The 22,838-nt window shown below is 38.7% G+C and carries 29 protein-coding genes; 11 read left to right on the top strand and 18 right to left on the bottom strand.

Features of this window, described 5'->3' with window-relative positions:
- Genes hemC through K0A91_RS06530 form a run of 8 tightly spaced genes read right to left on the bottom strand, consistent with a single transcriptional unit; the run spans position 1 to position 6,356 of the window.
- Positions 1-942, bottom strand: coding sequence for a hydroxymethylbilane synthase (hemC, locus tag K0A91_RS06565; protein ID WP_295009196.1), 942 nt, complete (start codon positions 940-942; stop codon positions 1-3).
- Positions 943-1,764, bottom strand: coding sequence for a thioredoxin domain-containing protein (locus K0A91_RS06560; protein ID WP_295009194.1), 822 nt, complete (start codon positions 1,762-1,764; stop codon positions 943-945).
- The gene (locus K0A91_RS06555; protein WP_295009192.1) at positions 1,727-2,155 is read right to left on the bottom strand and encodes an FxsA family protein; all 429 of its coding nucleotides are present in this window, start codon (positions 2,153-2,155) and stop codon (positions 1,727-1,729) included. The genes K0A91_RS06560 and K0A91_RS06555 overlap by 38 nt, the downstream gene beginning before the upstream one ends.
- Before the next feature lies 1 nt (position 2,156).
- The gene (gene proS / locus K0A91_RS06550; protein ID WP_295009190.1) at positions 2,157-3,461 is read right to left on the bottom strand and encodes a proline--tRNA ligase; all 1,305 of its coding nucleotides are present in this window, start codon (positions 3,459-3,461) and stop codon (positions 2,157-2,159) included.
- Positions 3,462-4,760: a glutamyl-tRNA reductase gene (gene hemA / locus K0A91_RS06545; protein ID WP_295009188.1), complete on the bottom strand. Its 1,299-nt coding sequence runs from the start codon at positions 4,758-4,760 to the stop codon at positions 3,462-3,464.
- The gene (locus tag K0A91_RS06540; protein WP_295009186.1) at positions 4,760-5,647 is read right to left on the bottom strand and encodes a polyprenyl synthetase family protein; all 888 of its coding nucleotides are present in this window, start codon (positions 5,645-5,647) and stop codon (positions 4,760-4,762) included. Before K0A91_RS06540 ends, hemA begins: the two co-directional genes overlap by 1 nt.
- A gap of 13 nt (positions 5,648-5,660) precedes the next feature.
- Entirely contained in the window at positions 5,661-6,074 is a 414-nt protein-coding gene (locus tag K0A91_RS06535; protein WP_295009184.1) for a hypothetical protein, read from the bottom strand.
- The gene (locus tag K0A91_RS06530) at positions 6,075-6,356 is read right to left on the bottom strand and encodes a DUF2018 family protein (protein ID WP_295009182.1); all 282 of its coding nucleotides are present in this window, start codon (positions 6,354-6,356) and stop codon (positions 6,075-6,077) included.
- A 97-nt stretch (positions 6,357-6,453) separates the two neighbouring features.
- Here K0A91_RS06530 and K0A91_RS06525 point away from each other — a divergent pair, with 97 nt between their 5' ends.
- Positions 6,454-7,596, top strand: coding sequence for an FAD-binding oxidoreductase (locus K0A91_RS06525; RefSeq protein ID WP_295009180.1), 1,143 nt, complete (start codon positions 6,454-6,456; stop codon positions 7,594-7,596).
- Between the two features lie 10 nt (positions 7,597-7,606).
- On the opposite strand, the gene argB is transcribed toward K0A91_RS06525, so the two are convergent.
- From argB to K0A91_RS06505, 4 genes are all read right to left on the bottom strand, one after another.
- Complete coding sequence (argB, locus tag K0A91_RS06520) at positions 7,607-8,458, bottom strand: acetylglutamate kinase (RefSeq protein WP_295009178.1); 852 nt, start codon at positions 8,456-8,458, stop codon at positions 7,607-7,609.
- Positions 8,442-9,365, bottom strand: a complete 924-nt coding sequence (locus K0A91_RS06515; protein WP_295009176.1) for a tetraacyldisaccharide 4'-kinase — start codon at positions 9,363-9,365, stop codon at positions 8,442-8,444. The genes argB and K0A91_RS06515 overlap by 17 nt, the downstream gene beginning before the upstream one ends.
- A gap of 104 nt (positions 9,366-9,469) precedes the next feature.
- The gene (locus K0A91_RS06510) at positions 9,470-10,591 is read right to left on the bottom strand and encodes a DegT/DnrJ/EryC1/StrS family aminotransferase (RefSeq protein ID WP_295009174.1); all 1,122 of its coding nucleotides are present in this window, start codon (positions 10,589-10,591) and stop codon (positions 9,470-9,472) included.
- Between the two features lie 10 nt (positions 10,592-10,601).
- A complete protein-coding gene (locus tag K0A91_RS06505; RefSeq protein WP_295009172.1) occupies positions 10,602-11,408 on the bottom strand; it encodes an NAD+ synthase in 807 nt (268 codons plus the stop codon).
- 128 nt (positions 11,409-11,536) lie between these two features.
- Between K0A91_RS06505 and K0A91_RS06500 the strand changes: the two genes are divergently transcribed.
- Positions 11,537-12,130 (top strand): MBL fold metallo-hydrolase, encoded by a 594-nt coding sequence (locus tag K0A91_RS06500; RefSeq protein WP_295009170.1) that lies wholly within the window; start codon positions 11,537-11,539, stop codon positions 12,128-12,130.
- Positions 12,131-12,138: 8 nt separating this feature from the next.
- On the opposite strand, the gene K0A91_RS06495 is transcribed toward K0A91_RS06500, so the two are convergent.
- Positions 12,139-12,630, bottom strand: a complete 492-nt coding sequence (locus K0A91_RS06495) for a hotdog domain-containing protein (protein WP_295009168.1) — start codon at positions 12,628-12,630, stop codon at positions 12,139-12,141.
- Positions 12,627-13,517, bottom strand: a complete 891-nt coding sequence (gene cmoB / locus K0A91_RS06490; protein WP_295009166.1) for a tRNA 5-methoxyuridine(34)/uridine 5-oxyacetic acid(34) synthase CmoB — start codon at positions 13,515-13,517, stop codon at positions 12,627-12,629. The genes K0A91_RS06495 and cmoB overlap by 4 nt, the downstream gene beginning before the upstream one ends.
- A 61-nt stretch (positions 13,518-13,578) precedes the next feature.
- Here cmoB and K0A91_RS06485 point away from each other — a divergent pair, with 61 nt between their 5' ends.
- Entirely contained in the window at positions 13,579-14,472 is an 894-nt protein-coding gene (locus K0A91_RS06485; RefSeq protein WP_295009165.1) for a cation diffusion facilitator family transporter, read from the top strand.
- Between the two features lie 63 nt (positions 14,473-14,535).
- Here K0A91_RS06485 and rny read toward each other — a convergent pair whose 3' ends face one another.
- Complete coding sequence (gene rny / locus K0A91_RS06480; protein ID WP_295009164.1) at positions 14,536-16,104, bottom strand: ribonuclease Y; 1,569 nt, start codon at positions 16,102-16,104, stop codon at positions 14,536-14,538.
- Position 16,105: 1 nt separating this feature from the next.
- Positions 16,106-16,678: a 5-formyltetrahydrofolate cyclo-ligase gene (locus K0A91_RS06475; protein WP_295009162.1), complete on the bottom strand. Its 573-nt coding sequence runs from the start codon at positions 16,676-16,678 to the stop codon at positions 16,106-16,108.
- A gap of 54 nt (positions 16,679-16,732) precedes the next feature.
- Here K0A91_RS06475 and K0A91_RS06470 point away from each other — a divergent pair, with 54 nt between their 5' ends.
- The 6 genes from K0A91_RS06470 to acpS all read left to right on the top strand — a co-directional run bounded on the left by K0A91_RS06470 (position 16,733) and on the right by acpS (position 20,971).
- Entirely contained in the window at positions 16,733-17,287 is a 555-nt protein-coding gene (locus K0A91_RS06470) for a TlpA disulfide reductase family protein (protein WP_295009160.1), read from the top strand.
- Entirely contained in the window at positions 17,288-18,166 is an 879-nt protein-coding gene (gene ftsY / locus K0A91_RS06465) for a signal recognition particle-docking protein FtsY (RefSeq protein ID WP_295009158.1), read from the top strand.
- Between the two features lie 121 nt (positions 18,167-18,287).
- Positions 18,288-19,634, top strand: a complete 1,347-nt coding sequence (radA, locus tag K0A91_RS06460; RefSeq protein WP_295009156.1) for a DNA repair protein RadA — start codon at positions 18,288-18,290, stop codon at positions 19,632-19,634.
- A 79-nt stretch (positions 19,635-19,713) separates the two neighbouring features.
- Positions 19,714-19,971, top strand: coding sequence for a hypothetical protein (locus K0A91_RS06455; RefSeq protein ID WP_295009154.1), 258 nt, complete (start codon positions 19,714-19,716; stop codon positions 19,969-19,971).
- A gap of 67 nt (positions 19,972-20,038) precedes the next feature.
- Positions 20,039-20,596: a flagellar basal body-associated protein FliL gene (gene fliL / locus K0A91_RS06450; protein ID WP_295009152.1), complete on the top strand. Its 558-nt coding sequence runs from the start codon at positions 20,039-20,041 to the stop codon at positions 20,594-20,596.
- Positions 20,597-20,971 carry a holo-ACP synthase gene (acpS, locus tag K0A91_RS06445; RefSeq protein ID WP_295009150.1) on the top strand — a complete coding sequence of 125 codons (375 nt, stop codon included), beginning with the start codon at positions 20,597-20,599 and terminating at the stop codon, positions 20,969-20,971. It abuts the gene before it with no gap.
- On the opposite strand, the gene thiS is transcribed toward acpS, so the two are convergent.
- A complete protein-coding gene (gene thiS, locus K0A91_RS06440) occupies positions 20,939-21,139 on the bottom strand; it encodes a sulfur carrier protein ThiS (RefSeq protein ID WP_295009148.1) in 201 nt (66 codons plus the stop codon). The two genes, acpS and thiS, sit on opposite strands and share 33 nt — an antisense overlap.
- Positions 21,140-21,234: 95 nt before the next feature.
- Between thiS and K0A91_RS06435 the strand changes: the two genes are divergently transcribed.
- A complete protein-coding gene (locus K0A91_RS06435) occupies positions 21,235-21,987 on the top strand; it encodes a response regulator transcription factor (protein ID WP_295009146.1) in 753 nt (250 codons plus the stop codon).
- Positions 21,988-22,007: 20 nt separating this feature from the next.
- On the opposite strand, the gene K0A91_RS06430 is transcribed toward K0A91_RS06435, so the two are convergent.
- Positions 22,008-22,190, bottom strand: coding sequence for a hypothetical protein (locus K0A91_RS06430; RefSeq protein ID WP_295009144.1), 183 nt, complete (start codon positions 22,188-22,190; stop codon positions 22,008-22,010).
- 93 nt (positions 22,191-22,283) lie between these two features.
- Here K0A91_RS06430 and K0A91_RS06425 point away from each other — a divergent pair, with 93 nt between their 5' ends.
- On the top strand, positions 22,284-22,574 hold the full coding sequence (locus K0A91_RS06425) for a hypothetical protein (protein WP_295009142.1): 291 nt from the start codon (positions 22,284-22,286) through the stop codon (positions 22,572-22,574).
- Positions 22,575-22,838: the final 264 nt, after the last annotated feature.

Below are 22,838 nucleotides of genomic sequence, written 5' to 3'. Positions count from 1 at the left end.
TTATTTATTTTCCATCATCGCTTCAGCGCGTAATAGCAACTCTTTGGCACCTTTTGAAATAAATTCAGCAGCCATCTCTCTGCCGATATTTTGATAATCTCTTTTGGATGTTAGTTTAGAGTCACTTAGAATCTCTGTTCCATCAGGAAGCCCTAAAATTGCTCTAATACTTATATTTCCATCTTCTAAAACAGATGCATTCACACCTATTGGAACCTGACATCCGCCCTCCAATTCATCAACAAAACATCTCTCGATTGTAGTCTCTATTCTGCTGTATTCATCCTCAAGACATGCTACTATTTTTAAAACTTCTGCATCATTTACAGCCTCTATGCCAAGCGCACCCTGTCCCATAGATGGAACCATCTCATCAAGAGATATCGGATATACATGTTTTACCGCATCCAAGAGAGAGAGTCTGTTGATGCCCGCTGCTGCTAATATAATCGCATCAAACTCGCCATTTTTGAGTTTTCTTATCCTTGTATCAACATTTCCTCTTAAATCTTTTATAATCAAATCAGGACGTATCTTTTCTATCTGCATACGGCGGCGAAGCGATGAAGTTCCTACTACCGCACCCTTTGGAAGAGTATCTATGTTTGCATATTTTTCAGATAAAAGCGCATCTCTGCAATCTTCTCTCTCGGTAATTGCAGCTAACAGCAGACCCTCTGGCATAACAGTCGGAACGTCTTTGAGCGAGTGGACGGCTATCTGCGCCTCGCCCTTTAACATTGCCTCTTCAAGCTCTTTTAAAAATAGGCCTTTACCGCCGATTTTTGAGAGAGCCTTATCTTGAATCCTGTCTCCAGTTGTTATGATAATGTTAAGCTCAACCTCAAGACCTGGATTTTGTTCTTCAAGAACTGCTTTAATATGGTTTGACTGCCAAAGTGCAAGCTGCGACCCCCTTGTTGCTATTACCAATTTTTTCATCTATTTTGCCTCTTTATACTTATTTTTTGTTTTATCTATATGCCCGTCAAAGAAAATTGTAGGAGTTCCGTTAACCATGAGCGCATCCGCTATAGCCAAGTCACTTTTTAAGTGTGCTACAACCTCTTTTGACATAAGTTCAAACATCTTGATATCTGATTTCATAACTTTGTTAAACTCTGCCAATATCTTCTCGTTCGACTTCTCTTTAGGATCCACTTTTACCTTGTAAAGGTCAAGAAGAACATCTTTTCTACCCTTTAACTCAAGCGCTATAGCGGCCTTAACCAGCTCTACGGCAGCAGGATGTAGCGAATCTAGCGGAAAGTGAAAATAGTAGATTGCAAACTTGTTTGGCTCTTTTTTCATGTACTCTATCGCCTCTGGGACAAAGGTTCTGCAAAACGGGCAGAGCGGGTCTGAAAAAATAGCAACTTTATATTTTGCGTTTGCATTTCCGTAGATTAGATTCTCTTTTTTATAAAACTCATCTTTAAAAGGCACTGAGACAAACTCGTTCAAATTTTGACCGCTCTGCAAATCAAAAAGCTCTTTTGAGATAATCTTACCGTCTGAAAACCAGACCATCTTCTGAACAACTTGGCGCTTCTCTTTTTTAAGCATCGCATCAAGCTCGACATAATATGCACTCCAATCCTCAAATCCCTTAACTTCTGTTACGTTTGTAACCTTAACGTTTATCGATTTTATATTCGGGTTGGCGCTATAGGTGTCTTTTAAAAACTTCTCAACCTCTAGAGTTGAAGAATCTGCCCACAAGAGGCTACTTAGCGTGAGTGTTGTCGCTAATAATTTCAACATCGATGACATTAATATCCTTTTCTCTATTGTTGTTTTCGTAATCTTCTTTACATCTGTTTGATTTTACATTATAACGATTAACAAGCATAGTGGTAAATACGCTAAATTGTAACAAAACACCTATTATATCGGTTAAAAATCCAGGAGCAATAAGCAGTATCGCTCCAAAAATCGTAAAGAGGTTTAGACTCTGGAACTGTTTTAAATCTATGCAGCTGTAAGAGACCGCCGTAAAATTTTCCCTAAGTGTTGATTTGAAATTAACAAGTATCGCTATTCCAAAAAAAGCGCTTAAAATTATCTCAAAAAAAGTTGCTAGCCCCCCGATTGCCGATGATATATTGACGGAAATAAGAACCTCAAAAAAGAGATATATAAGAAAATAAATCATATTACAAAAGTTCCATTATTTTTGAGTAAATCTCATCAGCTTTAACGGAGAGACTCTCTTTTGCTCTTCTGTTAAATATCTGCACCAGTCCGCTTTCAAGCTCTTTACCTATGACAATCGTGTACGGGAAACCGATAAGCTCCGCATCTTTCATCTTAAATCCAAATCTCTCTTTGGAGTCATCAAGCATAACATCTACATTTGAATCTTTGAGTTTTGCATATAGCTCTTCACCAAGGCTGACCTGAGCGGCGTCTTTAATATTTGAAATCATAATATTTACCAAATAAGGCGCAGTCGCTTTTGTCCAGATACAACCGTTTTCATCATGATTTTGCTCAATAACAGCTGCTACAAGCCTGCTCACACCTATGCCGAATGTTGCCATCTCAAAAGGTTTAGTTCTGCCGTTTTCATCGCTGAAATGTGCTTCTAGCGCAGCGGAATATTTTGTGCCCAATTGAAAAATATGTCCTACTTCAATCCCTTTTTTAAAATGTAACTCGGCTCCACATGAGCAGCGTTTTTCAATACTTAGCTCTTGAAGTTCATCATAAGATTTTGCTCTAAGCGTATCAATCTCCTCTTCGCTCTCAAATATAGTCTCGATATTTGCGCCGTAATCGCATGCCTCACATACGACAAGAGTATCTTCACCGCTGTTTGCCAATACGTGAAACTCCTTGCTTCCTTCTCCGCCTATTGCTCCGCTATCCGCCGCAACTACTCTAAAGTCAAGCCCTAGTCTTGTGAAAATCTTTTTATATGTCACTTGCATCAAGTCAAATTCTCTTATCATATCTTCTTGTGATGAGTGAAAAGAGTAACCGTCTTTCATTAAAAATTCTCTTCCGCGCATAAGCCCGTATCTTGGTCTTGCTTCATCACGGAACTTGGTATTAATCTGGTACAAGTTTAGAGGCAAATCTTTATAGCTAGTTACTCTGTTTTTTACCAGCTCAACCATAGCCTCTTCATTTGTGGGACTAAGCACAAACTCGTTTTCGTGTCTGTCTTTTATGCGAAGCATCTCTTTTCCCATTGTTTCACAGCGACCGCTTCTCTCCCATAAACCGATAGGAGTTACAAAACTAAGCTGAACTTCCAAGCAGCCGGCATTGTCAAGCTCCTCTTTTACGATAGCTCTGATTTTTTCAAGCACTATCTTTCCAAGTGGCATAAAATTGTAAAGTCCGGCACCATGTTGATTGATAAAACCGCCCCTTATTAAAAATTTATGCGACGGCAAAGTTGCATCAGATGGCGCCTCTTTTGCTGTAGGTATAAACGATCTGCTTCTTCTCAATTATCTTCCTTCTATAATGTTTAAGGCATGCTCACACCTATACTTGTCAGGCATGTCACTCTTGTCTTTTTGTATTAAAAACTGTAAAGCGCTTGTCACCATATCCGCTTTTGATTCCTCCGATACGCTGCGCATTTTTGATGTCATTTTATGCAGGAATCTCTTCATAACCTGCTCGCTCATCTTGCGGATTTGAGCCTCATACTCTTTTGGAACATAGCCCTTTTTAATAACTCTGCTGCACTCAATGGTTGCCGCATCAAAAGCTTTTTCATATATCTCTTTAATTATAGGCTCGATATTTAGCGTATTTAGCCACTCGAAGAACTCTACCGTGCTTCGCCCTACAATACCGTGAGCTTTTCTTGCACCGTCTTCACGCATACTGATATTTTCATCTACTATATTTTTTAAATCATCAATAACATAGAGGCTTATTCGCTCACCCTTGTGATAGCTTATGTCGCGAGGCATTGCCATATCAAACCAGTATCTGTCAAAATCGCAAGTTTTGATAATCTCGTCGGTAATTATAGGCTCAGAAGCCGACGTCGCAGTAAAGAGAATCTCAAATTCGTTTACCGCTTCTGGAAGCTCACTCATATCTAAAACCTTAGCGCCGCACTCCTGCGCCAGCTTTTGGGCTTTGGCTTTTGTTCTGTTCATTATATAGACGTCTGCAGCGCTTGAAAGAAGATGTTTTACAGTTATCTCAGACATCTCTCCAACGCCGATAACCAAAGCTTTTTTGCCTTCAACACTATCAAGAACAGATTTAAGTTTTGAAACTGCTACGCTTGCTATTGAGACGGGTTTTGAAGATATATCCGTAGCATTTCTGACTTTTGCAGCACACTTAAAAGCATGATGCATAGCGCGAGCCAATTTTTGACCGCAATAGCCTTTGTCGTACGAAAATCTAAAAGCGTCTTTCAGCTGTCCTGCAATCTGTGTCTCGCCTACTACCATCGAATCAAGCGATGAGGCAACGGAAAAAATATGGTGAATAGCACTGCTGTCGTCGTATATATTTGCTCTTCCCTCTAACTCGTCTATCGAGATTCCAGACCTTGCGGTCAGCATATCAAAAATATGCTGTGTTGCAGCAGCCACATCGCTACAGCTGCAAAAGACTTCCATACGGTTACATGTAGATATCAGAATCGACTCATTGATTGTAGGACTAGAATTTAACTTTGTAAGACACCCTCTTTTTGAGTCATCATCCTTGTAAGAGAGCTTTTCTCTGACTTCCATAGTCGAATTTTTATGTGAAAAACTTATGTTTAAATAGTGCATTAGTAACTTCTTTTTATCATAGTTTGTAAAATACCTACGAGCTCCGTATCTTCCCTCACCGCGCTCATAGCCTCATTTGAGAGTCTGCTTGCCAATTCAAAAGATTTCTCGATTGTTTTGTGCTCTTTCATCTTTTCTCTAATCCAGAAACTCTCTTCTTCGCTCAAAACTTTTGCATGAAGCAGAAGCAGCCTCTGCTTGTCGCTATCATCCAAAGCTCTGTAAAGATAGATATAGGGCAGCGTACATTTTCCCTCTACAAAATCGTTCATCGCTGGTTTTCCGAGCGTCGCTGCATTGCTCGTGATATCCAAAATATCGTCTATTATTTGAAAAGATAGCCCGAGATTTCTTCCATATAGCGCATGAGACGGGGCATCTTTTCCAGCCAAAATAGCTGAGGCTTCAGCGGCAGCCTCAATTAAAGTTGCGGTTTTTAGATACAGCATGTCAAGATACTTCTCTTCGTCCGTGTTAAACTCGCCTGCCATCTTCACATCCATCATCTCGCCCTTGCTAAGAGCGGTTACTGAAGATGCAACTATTTTTGCCACATCTTTCTCAAACGCGACAAGTTCAGTAAAGGCTTTTGAGTAGAGAATATCGCCAAGCATCACTGCTGTTTTGCTGCCGTCCGTTGCATTCACCGAGGCAACTCCGCGTCTTAGAGTCGCTTCATCTATCACATCGTCGTGAAGCAGGCTTGCCGCATGTATAAGTTCTACTATTGCAGCGAGCATAGGCGCATTTTCGTTAGCAGGCGCAATCTTTAAAATCAACTTTGCGCGAAGCCTTTTTCCGCCAGAAAGTGTCCCAAAAAGACGGCTTACTTCATCGTAGTTTATCTCTTTTATTACTCTTGCTATTTCGCTCTCTACTCTTTGCATGTGCTCACTTTATCTATTTTTTAAAATCTTCTAACAACACTTGACCTTTGCTATCAAAGAGAAAAATATCAAACACCGCCTCTTTGCTATCTTGTTTAAACTCTTTGAATTTAACAAGCAAATAAGCCGAGTTATTATAATTGGCGCCTTTTGGCATAAGCTCAACTCTAAAACTCTGATTTTCATGTCTCAAATAGAGTAGATGTTGAGCAACAATTCTATCGTATGACCTAAAGAGAACAAGTCCGCCGTTCTTATAAAGAGTCCATCTGAAATTAAAAAGTTTTTCTTTATCAGCGTATTTTACAAGAATTTTCTTTTGCTCATCTTTTTTTAGCACAATTTCTTCGATTTCTCTATAATCACTGGCAAATATGAAACTAAAACCAAGTGTGAAAATAGCAGTTAGGCGTAAAAAACTTCTCAATTATTCACTTTGTGATAAAATCGCACCCATTAACTCGATATATAAGCTTTTCGAATGATTCTCAACTTCATCGCCGTTTGTGTGCATATAGCTTTGAATCTCTTTATCCATATCTTGGCTAAATTTATCTGCCATCATAAGCTCGATTGCCGCAGTTCTGTCAATAAATTTTTGCAACTCGTGCCTCACAACATCATTATTGGCATTAAAAATAACATCCATCAATTTGCTCTTAGGAGATCCCATAAATATATCATCTTCGTCTTCAAAAAGTCCGTACATTCAACATCCTGTTTATTATATTATGGCGATTATAACATCACTATTGTAACAATTGCTTAACACCTGACATTAAGTCATATTTTTCTATAATACGAAAATGAAAACATATGACTTTTTAATTATCGGAGCCGGAAGTGCCGGCTGTTCAGCAGCTTACTTTTTAAACAAAGAGGGCAAAAGCGTAGCCATTATTGACAGAGAAGGCATTGCCGGAGGTGCAAGCGGAGCCGCCGGAGCTTTCTTGTCACCTCTTCCTGGGCAGAAAAATCCATACAACTCTCTTGTCAACGACGCTCTTAATTTCTCTTTGCCTATTTATGAAAAACTGCTCCCGCAAGCGGTAGATAAAAGAGGTGTCCTCAGAGTTGCAAACAGTAATTTTGATGAAGACAAACTCTCACAAAACAGTATAAAATATGACTATTTTGAGAGCGAAAAACTCCATAGTATCTCAAAAAACTTCAGAGATATTGAGGGTTATTTTTATGAAAATGCGGCGGTTATAGAACCGATACAAATCTGCAATAAACTGATAGAGGGGTGTGACTTTTACAAAATAGATGTAGAGAAGCTGATTTTTGAAAACGGTTTGTACATGTTAGAAAATATAAGAGCCAAAAATGTCATTCTGTCTCAAGGTGTTGGCACTTCGTTAGTAGAGATTCCATATATGAAAATAGCTCCTATTTTCGGACTTAGAATCGATGTCAAAACAACTACAAAAGTTCCTTTTAACGTCCACAAATCTATCTCAATCTCCACAAACAAACAAGACGGAACTATCTCCATCGGCGCAACGCACGAGAGACACGAAAATGAGAAAATAGAGTGTTTGACAACCTGCGATAAATGTTCTTTTTATGTAAACAGTGAAGATGAGCAGATAAAGACTCTTTTATCTCAGGCGGACGAACTTATGAAACTTGATGATTTGAAAGTAGTAAAGATTTACAAGGGAGCCAGAGCGACCATAAAAAGCTACTTTCCCGTTATAGGTCAAGCAGTAGATTATACGAGCACTCTAAAAAAGCACCCATCCATCAAAAACGGCACAAAAATTCCGCCTGAGAGTCTGGACTATTTTGTAAACCTACATGTTATAAATGCGTTAGGCTCAAGAGGGTTTGTTTTTGGTCCATATCTTGCAAAAATACTTACTCAAAATATTCTCTACAGTGAGCCGATACCCCAAGAGATATCAACCCTGAAACTTTTTTATAAAATGGCTAGAAAAAGCTAAGAGAGAGTTTTTACAAAACTATCTGCGTGCCGACTCCGGCAGATGTAAACAACTCCAAAAGCATGGAGTGTTCTATTCTTCCGTCAATTATATGCGCTTTTTGGACACCGCCCTCAACCGCTTCAAGGCAAGCATCGACTTTTGGCACCATTCCGCCGTGAATCGTACCGTCAGCCTTTAGAACCTCTATTTCATCTTTTGTAAGTGTGCTCAAAAGCTCTTTGTCTTTGTTTAAAACCCCTGCCGTATCGGTCAAAAATATAATCTTGCTAGCCCCAATAGCCTTTGCAACGTATGAAGCGCACAAATCGGCATTGATGTTGAATCCAGGGTGCCCCATCTCGCCACCAGCAGCAATTGGAGCGATTACGGGGATAAATTTCTCAGTTATAAGATTCTCTATTACCTCGGCTTTTACATCAGTGATATTTCCAGTAAGTCCCCATTTTGCGAAATCTTTTGCTTTTGCAGATATAAAATGGGCATCTTTTCCGCTGATTCCTATCGCTTTTGCCCCGTGAGAGTTTAATAGAGAAACTATCTCTTTGTTTATCTCTCCGCTTAGAACCATCTCAACAATTCGCATAACTTCTTTTGAAGTCACACGCTGACCGTCGATAAACTTAATATCAATTTTAAGCGCATCAAGCATCTCATTTATCTGTCTGCCGCCTCCGTGAACGATAACAGGTTTGATACCAACCAGATACATGAGCAAAACATCCTCTGCAAACTTCTCTTTTAGCTGCAGAGACTCCTGAGCCGAACCGCCATATTTTATAACAATAGTCTTGCCTCTAAACTCTTTTATAAAAGGCAGCGCTTCAAGAAGCGTCTGAACTGTTTCAATCTTTTTTTGCATTTTTATTCCCTATATAATCATCTACTATTTTAAAAATATTTTCATCAACTTCTACATGTAAATCCAGTAATGAGAGCGGCAGATTAAACTCTTCAAGCTTTACAAAATCTTTGTATGTCACCAAAATTGAGCTTGAGCCGTCTCTTTGAAGAATATCCAAAACCTCATTTCTGACAAACGAGTGGTGGTCTTCGAAATAGTTTTTACTCACAACCTCGGGCAGGTATGCACTCAGCCTCTGCGGTCTGGCTATGGCAGTTACGAGTGACATTTTATCACTTTTATTTTTAAGTTCAACCACTCTTTTAAAATCAACTCCCTCTTTTACGATAACAGCCTCTTTTGCGCTCCACAACCTCTCTCTAAAGGGTCCTGACGGCAAACAAGATGTGTTTTTGCTTTGCACATCTATAAGAATATCCAGTTTTTTTATATCGTGTTTTGAGTATGCATCATCTAAAAATAGAATTTTTGCACCCATTTCTTTGGCTTTTAAAATAGCATCTACCCTATTTTCACCGACTATTACTTTTGCGTTCGGGAGTTTATATGCATAAATCATGGCCTCATCGCCGCTTGCATCTACACCGCATAAAATTTTGCCGCCGCTGCTCACCACTACTACTCCGCTGCTTTTACGCCCATATCCGCGAAGAATTATCCCAACGTCTTTGTATCTTGAAGCAAGTGCAGTCACCAGAGGCGTTTTGCCGCTTCCGCCGACACTTAAATTTCCTATACTGATTATGTCTATGCCGAAATCTCTGCTCTTGAGGCTCTTAAATCTTAGGTACATGCAAAAACAGTAAATCCAGCTAAGCGGCAGGAGTAAAAAGGAGAGTGCTTTTTGTACTAGGCTTGGGTTGTAAAAGTACTTTTCAACCCAAAAAACGACTATTTTACGCATCTACGAACAAGTCCGTTAATGCTACACTAGCCCTCGACCAAGGAGGATAAACCGCTTTGCCACTAAAGCTAGCCGCATAAAGCGGCAGATAATCTAACATAGAACTAAACTCTTGTTGAAGCAACTAATTTAATTTTGTCTATAACGAACTGAACCTCTTTATCCTGCATACTAGAATATATCGGAAGAGACATAACCTGCTGATACGTCGTAAGTGCGACTGGAAAATTATTTACTTTTAGTGCATATTTGTTTTTATAGTATGATAAAAAATGAAGCGGTATATAGTGCAGACCGACTTCAATGCCGTGTTTTTTAAGTTCAAGCGCAAAAGAGTCTCTATTTTTATCCACTTTTATTATATAGAGAGAGTATGGATGCTCATCGCTATTTGGCCTTGGTATAGCGATGTGAGCAACACCATCAAGAGCCTTGTTGTACATCTCTGCTATCTCTTTAACTCTCTTTAGGTTTTTATCCTGCTCCTTAATTTTTGCTCTTATATATGCGGCATCCAACTGGCTCATCGAGTAGTCAAATCCGATATCGATAACGTCATAAACATAATCTAGCGAATCTTTATCTCTTGTCATTCCGTGCGAATTTAAAAGTTTTGCACGCTCTATTATCTCTTCGCTGTTTGAAACAAGCATACCGCCGTTGCAAACATCTTTTTTTAGGTGAGACGAGAAGTTAAAACATGTTATATCTGCTCCAGTAGAACCTATTTTTTTGCCTTGATATGTCGCACCCAGAGCTTCGCTTGCGTCCTCTACGATTTTTACGTCATATATCTTTGCCATATTGTACAATCTGCTCAAATCAACGCATTGACCTGCTACGTGAGTAACTATAACTGCTTTCAGTTTCTTGGCTTTGTTGTCTTCTAGATATGTCTCCAGCTTGTCAAGATTTATATTATAAGTTTGGGAATCAATATCTATAAAAACAGGCTCCGCATCAAAATGGCGGACAACCTCAGGAACTTTAGGGTGCGCATTTACGGAACAGACAACTTTGTCGCCGCGTTTTAAATCAAGTGCCAGCATTGCCAAATGAAGCGCAGAAGTCCCATGTGAAGTAGCAAGCGCGTACTTTGATCCTATATATGAGATAAACTCTTTCTCAAGCTCTTTCACTTGATCACTATTTTCGCCGTCTAAAACGTCACTAACATTTGAATGTGCATCTCTGCTACTCTCATATTTACAAAATTCAACTTTCATTGCTTCATCCTTATAGTCTAATATCTCTTGGATAGTTAAAATCGTGGTTTATCGTTCTAGATGTCAATTTAGCGATAAGAGGCATCTTTCTCTTAAACTGATTGCGAAATATTCTCTCAATTATCATCTCAATCAAATCTTTGTCGCATCCCATCTCAACAATTTCTTCTTTGCTCAATCTGTCTTCAACATAGAGCTTTAGAGCTTTGTCAAGCTCTGCGTACGTATAGCCCAAATCGGCTTCATCACTCTGTCCGCTCCATAAATCGGCAGATGGAGCTTTATTTATAATGCTTTTTGTTACACCAAGATACTCTGCCAACTCGTAAACTTCACTCTTATACAGATCGCCTATCGGGTTTATTGCGCTTGAGAGGTCGCCAAAAAGGGTTCCATAACCAAGCATAAGCTCGCTCTTATTGCTTGTTCCCAAAACCAAAGCTCTCTGTTTTGCCGAAATATCAAAAATAGTACTCATTCTAAGACGTGCGGAGAGGTTGCCGCATCTTAAGTTGTCCATATCAGGATTTAACTCCTCATAAGCTCTAAGCATTGGCTCAATGGAGACAGTTATGGCATTGATATTAAAGTCACGGCATAACTCATCAGCATCATCAAGCGAACTTTGTGAAGAGTATTGCGATGGCATCTTCACGCACAGCAAATTACCCTTAAAGACCCTTTGGGCAAGCAGAGCAACTACGGCCGAATCTATCCCGCCGCTAAGTCCTAAAACAACATTTTGTATACCTGTTTTTCGAACTTCATCACTTAAAAAATGTTGCAGATACTCAGATATCTGCTCATACTTTTTCATCTTTAACCTTTAATGAACTTTAATAAATAATATTATATCAAAGATTTGTAACGATGCGCGAAACGATGCTATTTGCATCTATTTATATTACTAGGCTACAATTTTCTCAAAAAAGAGAAGTTTTAAGTATGAAAATAAAAACAAGAGCTATGGGTGAGTATCAGACAAACTGCTATATCGTGAGTGTTAATGAGATGGATTTTATTATAGACCCGGGCATAGGTGCTACTGCATGGGTTATCCAAAATGTTAAAAATCCGGTCGCTATACTAAATACACACGGACATTTTGACCATGTCTGGAGCAATGCCGAGCTGCAAGAGAAGCTAAAGATTCCTCTTTATACTCCAAAAGAGGATGTTATGCTTCTTAAAGGAAGCAGCTGGAGTCCAGATCTGCCACCCTCAAAACCTGATATAGAGGTGGAACCGAATCAGGAGTTTGATTTTAACGGCCTAAAAGTTAAGTTCAGCCATTTTCCTGGACACACTCCTGGATGTTCTACAATAGAGATAGAAGATGCTATGTTTAGCGGAGATTTTATATTTGAACGCTCTATCGGACGTACTGATTTTCCATACTCTTCACCGCAAGAGATGAGGGAGTCTCTTGAAAAATTCAAAAAACTAACCTACGATAAAACTATATATCCAGGGCACGGCGGGACAACTACCATAAAACAGGAGCAGCAGTACAGCGACTACTGGATAGCAAACCTATAATCAGTTTGCTACTCTTCGTCATCCTCTTCGCCGCTTAGTTTAAGTTTTAAAACATGTCTCTCTGTTACGACTGTTTTAAACTCCCCTTCAAAAACCTTTATGTCCAGAACATTTCCTATTACATGTACATTTCTTTTTCTACCCTCTTTATGGCGGACTTTGGCCGTAAAATAGACTATATCCCCAAATTTTACAGGAGAGAGAAATTGACACTCACTTGCCACTAAAACGACATTTTTCTCATTAACCGCAGCCATCGCGGCAAAATCAGCCGCACTAAAAATAAAACCGCCGTGAATAAGACCTGTTGAATCAACTATCATTTCAGAGACGGTAACAAGCTTTAACTTTACAAACCCCTGCTCAAGTTTTTCCAGCTCTCCACAAAGCTCCTGATTTATATTTTCGTGAGTTTTTAATAAAACGTCGTCCTTACCTCTATACTCGTTAATCTCAAGCTCTTCATCATCATCTAATATCTCTTCTTTTTGATCGCTCATCTTTTTCCCTTAATCAATTTTACATAAACCCGAGCAGGTGCCGGATACCCCTCAACTGTTCTGCTGCTGTCATTTTCATCTAAAAAATTCTCCAGCGACTCGCCCTCTATCCATGAAGTTTTTCTCTGCTCGCTACTCTCTGTTTTAGAACTCTCCAAAACCTCAAAACTGCTAAATCCAGCCCTTAAACACCAATTTCTTAGAGCCTTTACAGTAGGCACAAAGTAGATATTTGGTATCTTTGAGTAGGTGGACTCTGGATAGAGACACATCTCATCATCACCCTCTATATAAAAGGTGTCAAGAAAGACTTCTCCCTCTTTGTCTAAGCCCTTATAGAGAGATTTCAACATTCCGACAGGGTCACTTCTGTGATACAAAACACCAAGACAAAAGATAGTGTCAAACTTCTCTTCGTAAAACTCCAGATGTTCAACGCCTAAAAGTTCATAAACAATATCGCTTTTTACAAAATGGTTTATAAAATCAAATTGCGTTTTAAAAAGAGGGGATGGGTCAAAACCGACAAGCGACTTTGGCTTGTCCTTAAGCATCCTAAAAAGATAGTATCCATTGTTGCACCCTATATCGGCAACTCTTTTATCTTTTAAATTAAAATATTTTCGCAAAAGGTTATATTTTACGTTACTTCTCCATTCGGAGTCTATATATGTGTCAAAAAGCTTAAACGGACCTTTTCTCCACGGCATCATAAGTCTCGCCGTCTCTTCTATGTTTGCTGGGGCTTTGCCTTTGACTGTAACCGCATCATCCAGCTCAACATCCCACGAACCCTCTTCTAAACTCTTCAAAGCCTCTCTTAGTGGAGCTATGTTTTTCCACCCCATCCACCTTAAACGCTCTTGTCTTAACTCTTTTATATTCATTTTAATCACTATAATATATTTATTCTATTATAATTGTACCCTAAAACCGATAGGACCAAAGATGAGATTGGAAAAAAAAGCAACTGTTGTCTCGACATCTGTTGCGTCGCTGCTTGTTATTATGAAGATGACTGTCGGAATACTAAGCGGTTCGATAGCCGTCTTGGCATCAGCCATAGACTCTCTTTTGGATTTAACCGTATCCCTCTTTAACTACTTTGCTCTTCACAATGCCGAAAAAGACCCAGATGACAACTTTAACTACGGACGAAGCAAAATAGAGCCGCTGGCAGCTGTTATTGAGGGGACTGTAATATCGCTCTCTGCCGTTTTCATCCTCTATGAAGCACTTGTTAAAATAGCACATCCTAGGGAGATGGAGTTTGTAAGTGTGAGCATTGCAGTGATGCTAGTTTCTATAATAATCACGCTCTTTCTTGTCATGTTTCTAAACAGAGTTGCCAAAAAAACGGGCAATATGGTCATAAAAGCAGACGCTCTTCACTATAAAACAGACATCTTCTCAAATGGCGCAGTTCTGCTAGCACTTGGACTTGTTGCTATGACCGGTGAGCAGCTTTTTGACCCAATTCTTGGCGTAGGTATCGGGATATATATGATCTACTCGGCTATGCCAATCATTAAAGAGGGAATACTTATGCTTCTTGATGCGGCACTTAAAGAAGACGATATACAAAAGATTAAGGATGTTATAGAGAGTGAGAAGACGGTAACAACTTACCATCATTTAAGAACAAGAGAGTCGGGATCGCACATATTTGTCTCAGTTCATATCGTCTTTAACGTCAGCATATCACTTTATGATGCACATCTTGTATCTGACAAATTAGAAGAGAAAATAAAGAGGCTGTTTGCAGATAAAAAAGTACATATGCTTATGCATATGGACCCGTATGATGATTCAGAGATTAATGATATAGAGGATTTGTACTAATAGACTTTTTTTGTGTTCTGCAAGTGTCCGCCTATTTTTTAAAGCTTGGCGGCACGAGTTTTATTACTTGGCAAATTCAACCGCTCTGCTCTCGCGGATTACGTTTACTTTTATCTCGCCAGGATATTGAACTTTCTCCTCAATCTCTTTAGCTATCTCTTTAGCCATCAAAATAGATTCGTCATCATTCACAAGAGAAGCGTTTACGATTACCCTAACCTCTCGACCTGCATTAATCGCATAGGCCTGCTTTACACCAGTATGTTCAGAAGCTATCTCTTCTATTGCAGTAACTCTCTTTAAGAAGCTCTCAAGCACCTCACGTCTAGCTCCAGGTCTTGCAGCCGAGAGCGCATCAGCGGCACAAACCGCTCCGCACTCTATTGAGTTAATCTCTTCATGACCGTGATGAGCATAGATAGCATTAATAACCACACTGTGTTCATTGTAACGGTTACAAATAGCAACACCCAAGTCTACATGGCTTCCCTCGTGTTCATGGGTAAGTGCCTTGCCGATGTCATGCAGTAGCCCTGCTCTCTTTGCAAGCCTGATATCTCCGCCCATCTCGGCAGTCATAATTCCTGCCAAATGTGCAACCTCAAGAGTGTGTGCTAGAGCATTTTGACCATAACTTGCACGATAGCGAAGTTTGCCTATGAGCTTTATAAGTTCAGGATGCATAACACCTATATCTAGATTCATAACAATCTCTTCACCCTCCGAGAGCGTCTCCGCCTCAAATTCATCACAAACTTTGCCGTAAATCTCTTCAATTCGAGCAGGCTGGATACGCCCGTCTTTTATCAATAGCTCAAGAGTTTTGGTAGCAATAGCGCGACGATAAAGATTAAAACTGCTTACCAAAATAGCATTTGGAGTGTCATCTATTACGATATCCACACCAAGAAGTGTTTCAAGGGTTTTTATATTTCTACCCTCTTTTCCTATTATTCGCCCTTTTAGCTCATCATCTGAGAGATAAACAAGATTTGTAAGTCGCTCCGCTGCAAATTCTCCGGCAAAGCGGCTTGTTGCCTGAGCCAAAATATAGTTTGCCTTTTTCTTAGCTTCTACTTTTGCCTCATTTTCATAACGTCTCACTACATGCGCTATATCTGCACGCGACTTCTCTTCTACTTTCTCAAGTAAAACAGCCTTTGCCTCGTCTTTAGTCATTCCAGCGCAATGCTCAATTGCATTCAGCGCTTCATCTATCTTCTCTTCATATCTCTTTTTCAGCGAGCCTAGAGATTTTTCATTTCTTTTCAAGTCAACTTGTCTTGCTTTTAGAGTAGCTACTTCATCCTGAAGTCTTCGCTCTTCATTTTGTTTATATCGTTTGAAACTCTGCTCTTTTCTTACAATATCTTCTTCTCTTCGAGAAAGATCCGCTTTAGCTCTCTCTTTTGCATTTTCATACAACTTTGTAGCTTCTAGCTCTATCTCCTGAGATTTAATATTGGCTTTATATAAAAGCAACTGTGCTTCATTTTCAATGGCACCGGCTTGAGCCTTAGCTTTTTCGACATATATATCAAAATTAGCATTAGTTATTTTTTTAGAGATGAAAAATCCAACAAGCCCACTAATAGAGGCAATTGAGCCCCCTATTAGTATCTCGTTTAACATTTTATTTCCTGTTTATAACCATATTTTTATTTTGCACTCTAACATGGGGCGTAATTATCAAATCACAAGTAATGTCATAATCATCACAAATGAGCTCTTTGGTGTAACAATATTCTGATTGTATAAAAATCGTGTACGGTCTCTTTTTTAACTTTGCAAAGAAACGATCATACATCCCTTTTCCAAAACCAACTCTTTGTAAGTTTCCATCTACGCCGACAACGGGCACTATGGCTACATCTATTTTTTTAATTTTTCTTAAACTGTTTCCCGCTTCATAAATACCAAATTTTCTTTTCTTGAGCGGTAATCTAAATGGTACCATCTTAAAACTTTCGCCTTCCATAAACGGAACAAAAATTTTATATTTTTTTCTCAAAATATTTATAGATTTTGCGGTGTTTGCCTCAAAAGGCAGGGATGTATAAAAAAGTATTTTTAAATTTTTAAATTTTTTAAGCTCTTTTATCAGCTCTTTATTTATCTTTGCATTTTTATATATGCGGTTATGTTTTGGGCTGTTTTTTATTTTATCTAGACAATTTTGTCTAAAAATTGCTTTTGTAAGAGGCATATAAAATCTTTGTGGCTATAATTTCGCTCATTCTACTAAAATTAAGGTAAGCAAATGTTTAAAAAATATGTTTTTCTCCTATCCATGCTATCTGGAGTTCTATTTACAGGATGCTCTGAGAGTAAAAAATCAGATGTAAACGATATGATATCTGTAAATCAGTATGTGCTAACTTCACTTGACAAAAAAGAGTATGTTGTAAAAAAAGAGTCTCAAGGTTTTGTACTTGATGGTGCTGAGGGGAAGATAGTAATATTTGATATTTTTGCAACATGGTGTCCTCCATGTCGCGCTGCAGCTCCGCATCTTGGCTCACTTATGGAAAAGTACAAAGATAATCTTATTATCATCGGTATAACAATTGAAGATGGTATTGAAGATGCGAAACTCCAAGAGTTTGCTCAAACTTACGGCGCAAAATATACTCTTGTAAATTCCGCGCAAAACCGCTCTCTTATAACCGCACTTGTAAAAGAGCTCGAACTCGGCGATAGATTTCCTATTCCGACAATGGCGATGTATAAAGACGCAAAACTAATAAATTACTACGTTGGCGCTACGGAGGAGGAGTTTATAGAGAGTGACATCAGAAATGCTTTAGGCAAATAGATGTTTGGATTCATAAAAAAATCTCTCAATAAAACCGCAAATGCTATAAAATCTGTAGTTCCAAAGAAAAAGATATCTTTTTCAAAAGAGGAAATTGAAGATATTCTACTTGAAGCTGACGTTGAATATGCACTTGTAGAGATTATTTTAAATGAGATATACCAAAGCAATGTAACACGCGATATTTTACGCTCAAAACTGCTCGCAACACTTGCCTACACATCGTACAAAGAGCCTGAATTCACTTCTCCGTTCGTAGAGCTTATTGTCGGTGTAAACGGTGCTGGAAAAACAACTACTATCTCAAAACTTGCAGCCCGTTACAAAAGTGAGGGCAAAAAGGTTATTCTTGGCGCTGGAGACACTTTTCGTGCAGCTGCTATCGAACAGCTTACTCTTTGGGCAAAAAAACTTGACATTCCCATAATCTCTTCAAAACAGGGACATGACAGCTCTGCAGTTGCTTACGATACCATAGACTCGGCAAAATCAAGAGGATTTGACCATGTTATTATCGACACGGCTGGGCGACTCCACACACAGACAAATCTCGCAAATGAGCTAAAAAAAATAGCCAGAATATGCGATAAAGCTCATAGCGGCGCGCCACACAGAACTCTTCTTATCATTGATGGAACACAGGGAAACTCCGCCATAGCTCAGGCAAAAGCCTTTAATGAAATGGTAGGGATTGACGGCATAATTATTACAAAACTTGACGGAACGGCAAAAGGCGGAAGCATCTTTAGCATCGCCTATGCGCTGGAGCTTCCGATTTTATATGTAGGAACCGGCGAACAACCGGAAAATTTAACACCATTTGACAAGTATGAATTCGTTGACGGATTGCTTGATGCTATTTTTATAGAAGAGAACTAACGTTATGCTATATTGAAAAATTTTAGTATATAAATATTCAAATATGGCAATTTGCCATATTTTTATCATCTTCAAAACTGTGAGTGTATAATTCTTCAAACATCTACAAAAGGCAAACTACATGTCAAAAAAAAAGATTCTCTTTGAGTGTCAGCACTGTGGACTCACAACACCAAGATGGATGGGAAAATGCACAAACTGCGGAGCTTGGGACTCGTTTGTAGAGCTTAATGAGCATCAACAAGAAGTTGCAAAACAGACCAAATCAGCTTCTTCTTCATCTTCTAAAGCTCAAAGCATAAATGATATAAAAGAAGAAGAAGTATTTAGGTTTAGTTCAGGAAGCATAGAGCTAGATATGGTGCTTGGCGGAGGCGTTGTTCCTGGGTCTTTAACGCTTATCGGCGGAAGTCCCGGTGTTGGAAAATCGACTCTGTTGCTAAAAGTAGGCGGAGACATAGCTTCAAGCGGACAAAATGTTCTATATGTAACGGGAGAAGAGTCGAGCGGACAGATAAAACTGCGTGCAAACAGACTGAGCGCAAATCATAACTCTCTCTATCTGCTTAGCGAAATAAGGTTGGAGCAGGTTTTGATTGAGCTTGAACATAGGAATTACGATTTTATAATTATTGACTCCATTCAAACTCTCTATTCGGAAAACATCTCCTCCGCTCCCGGTTCTGTAACGCAAGTAAGGCAGATAACTTTTGAGCTGATGCGAATAGCAAAAGATAAAAATATAGCTATCTTCATCATAGGTCATATAACAAAAGAGGGGTCAATTGCAGGGCCTAGAGTTTTGGAACATATGGTTGATACGGTTTTATATTTTGAGGGGGACTCATCGCAGGAGCTAAGAATACTTCGCGGTTTTAAAAACCGTTTCGGTCCTACAAGCGAGATAGGAGTTTTTGAGATGCGAAGTGACGGGCTCGTATCCGCTACTGATATAGGTTCACGCTTTTTCAACCGTGATTCGGAACAGGCGGGCTCCGCACTTACCGTTATCATGGAGGGTTCTCGCCCTATAATTCTTGAAGTTCAGGCACTAGTGTCAGAGTCACACACCGCAAATTCAAAGCGGCAAGCGACAGGTTTTGACACAAATAGACTCAACATGTTACTTGCACTTTTAGAGAGAAAACTAGAAATTCCGCTCTCAGGATATGATGTTTTTATAAACATTACAGGTGGAATTAAAATAACCGAAACATCGGCGGATTTGGCAGTTTTGGCCGCAATTATAAGCAGTTTTCGCAATCGTGCCATCTCAAAAAAAACTGTTTTTATAGGAGAGGTCACTCTAGTTGGCGATGTGAGAGAAGTATATGCCATGGATATCAGATTAAGAGAAGCGAGCATGCAGGACATTTCAAAGGCTCTAGTCTCAAAAAAACCGCTTGAGAAAACAAATATAAAAACATTTGTTGTTGATGAAGTTACAAAACTTTTAGAATGGTACTGATTTTGCAAATATTTAAACCCGCTTTACACTATTAATAGTATAATTTGCGAATTTTAATATTATCAAAGGAATAAGTGTAATGGATGCAAAAGTAAGAAGTGAAGAAAAATTCTCAAAAATTTCTATATCATATGAAGGCAAAGAAGAGGCAGAGCTTGTCTGCTCTACAATAGACAAAATAACTTCAAAATACCCTATAAAACCAGAATCATACACTTGCAGAATATCAAACAAAAAAGATGTAGTAGTTATTGAATACCAAGACGATGTAGACCGTATGGCAGGCAAAATTTTTGAAGAGATTATAAAAACGTTAAACATTACTATTTGCGACTAGAGAGCTCTAGTTTTATAAAATAGCATAAATTTCGATATACTAACAAAACTAAACCCAAGGAGGGAATATGCCTGCTGATAAAGAGAACAAAGAAGATACCCAAAATGAGGGTAAAAAATCTAAAAACCTGTTGATTATAGTCATAGTTGCCGTTATGGCACTTATTATAATAGCGGTTGCCGTAGTTGCCGTGCTTTTAATGAGCGATGATGAGCAGGCGACAAACACAGTTCAGCAAAACAGCACTCAAATTGAACAAAGAGCTTCATCTAGCAGATCTAGGGAGGACTCGAATGACATGGGCTCAAGAAAGCTAAGCGAAATAGGTATTTTATATCCTCTTGACACTTTTACCGTAAATCTTAAAAGCGATGCTGGGCGACGTTACCTAAAAGCTACTATCTCGTTAGAGTTAAACGGTAAAGAGTTAAGCAGAGAGCTTGATAACAAATCTCCCGTTATAAGGGATAGAATTATCAGAATTTTAACCTCTAAAACGCTAGAGGAGATATCTTCCAAAAAAGGGAAGCAAAAAGTTTCAGAGCAAATTATTGATACGCTAAACTCCATGATAACTGACGGCAGCATAAAAGGCATCTACTTTACGGAATTTGTCATACAATAGATGATTGGCATAGACCTAATTAAAACTTCTCGCATGGAGCGCTTCATGGAACGCTTTGGCGAGAGGGCACTTCATAAATTTTTATCTTCCGATGAGATACTTCTTGTTAAAAACTATAAAACTGCATCAGGGTTCTGGGCGGCAAAAGAGGCCTGTTCTAAAGCTCTTGGGGTTGGAATCGGCTCCGAGTGTAAATTCCATGATATAACTATATATAAAACTTCTTACGGCGCTCCAAAACTAAACTTATCTCAGAGGCTGCTCAAAAATTTTAATATTTCAGACTGTAGCCTATCTATTACACATGACGGGGATTACGCAATAGCAGTTGTGGCGGTTGAATCATCCTCCGCCGACAAAATCAAGCAGCTCTAACTTATCCATATCGTTTAGTATATTCTCACCCCATTTATCCTGTTTTACTATCTCCATATTGACAGCCGCTGCCATCACCTTGCCTGCCAAACCAAGCTCTTGAAGCACCTTCTCTAAAGTTATATTTTCACTAAACTCTTTTGTTTCACCGTTAATTATAAGTTTCATACATACTCTTTTCTTGTAATAATATCTTTTTTTATTGAATATAGAATCAATAATGGATATAATCATTTGGAAAAATTATATTAAAGAGTGGTAATATGCTGAATTCTAAAGAGTTATTGGTTTACACGAAAAAATTATCTATTCTTTTTGTAGAGGATCATGATGATATTCGAGATAATACGAGAGAGATATTAAAAACATTTTTCAATCAAGTCGACAGCGCCAAAAATGGCGAAGAGGCAATTAGAAAATATAAAGAGCACTACACAAAAAAGTCAAAATACTATGACATAATTCTCTCAGACATTCAGATGCCACGCCTTAACGGAGTTGGGCTGGTTGAAACTATCTACGGCATTAACCCAAACCAAATCGTAATCATTATATCTGCTTATGATGAGGCAAAATATCTGCTTCCCTTGGTAAATCTTGGCATTGAGCAGTTTATAAAAAAACCTATCGATTACCAAGAGCTGCTAAAAGTGCTTCTAAGAGCAGCGAAAAAAGTCACACTTCAAAACAGCGAAAACAGCGCTCATCACAACTCTGCCATTATAAAGCTAAACAGCTCTGCTACGTTTAATAAAGAGACAAATATACTACATGTTCACGGCGCGATGGTTACTTTGACAAAATATGAGATAATATTTTTACAGCTTCTAAGTGACAACATAGGCAAAATATACTCAAACGAGGATATTACAGACTACTACAACTCGATTAATGAAAATCTCGACATTATTAACGTTAGAAAACTTGTCTCAAAATTGAGAAAAAAACTGCCTGCTAACTGTATTGAGAGTATTTACGGAATCGGCTACAGAATAGTGCCGCACTTTGAAAAGTAATTTGCGAAAATTATAACTGCTTACCCGATATGACAGAGCAAGTCGCTATGCACGAAAGCATTGCTGCTCGCTATGATATGATTATCAAGCGTATACTCTTCACCTTTCTCGTTTGATATTTTACTAAGAGCTTCTTCTGCTATCAACATCCAAAGGCTTGAGATTGCACTCACAGTATGCTTCAAACTTTCCGCATCCAACATAGCACATCCAAAGCATGGTTATTGCAACATAAATATCTTTTTTTAAGAGAGTTGCTATATAATTAAGGCAACTCAATAAAAAGGTGCAACGTCATGAAAAGAGATGAAATGATTGAAGAAGCTAAAAAACAGTTAGTTAGGTTCCAAAAAGAGATAGCCGAACTTAAAGTGGCAAGTTCACATCTAAGTGAAGAAGCTAAAAAACAATTTGACATAGGTGCAAAAGAGCTGGAAACTCTTTATAAAGATGCACACACAAAATTTGAAACTCTTTCAAATAAGGCTGAAGAAAATTTCAAAGAAGTAAAAGAATTTGTGGAGCTAACAAATAAAGCTCTAAAACACTCTTTTCACTATTTTATGTCACACTATAGAAAGAAATAGTATAAAAGATTAATTTTTTTACTGAAAGTTCGTTGTTAACGGAGCTTGAGAGTAGTGGGTTCTGAGTGAATCGAGCACTCGACTGCGCATAGCGCTCAAACTGGCCACCAAACGCGCAGAGCATCCGGCCACCTCTGAAGAGATATTTTCTGTAGTGTCATTTTAGCATAAAGTGGCCGGATGATGTTTTTAATAAGGGCAATTTTGCATCACTGAATTCATTTTTCTCATGGACTCGCCTTGGAGTTCTATTCTGTGTGAAGA

Source organism: Sulfurimonas sp., from assembly GCF_019429335.1.
GTDB lineage: Bacteria > Campylobacterota > Campylobacteria > Campylobacterales > Sulfurimonadaceae > Sulfurimonas.
The sequence above is the reverse complement of the archived record's forward strand: the minus strand, read 5'-3'. Positions and strand labels throughout refer to the sequence as shown.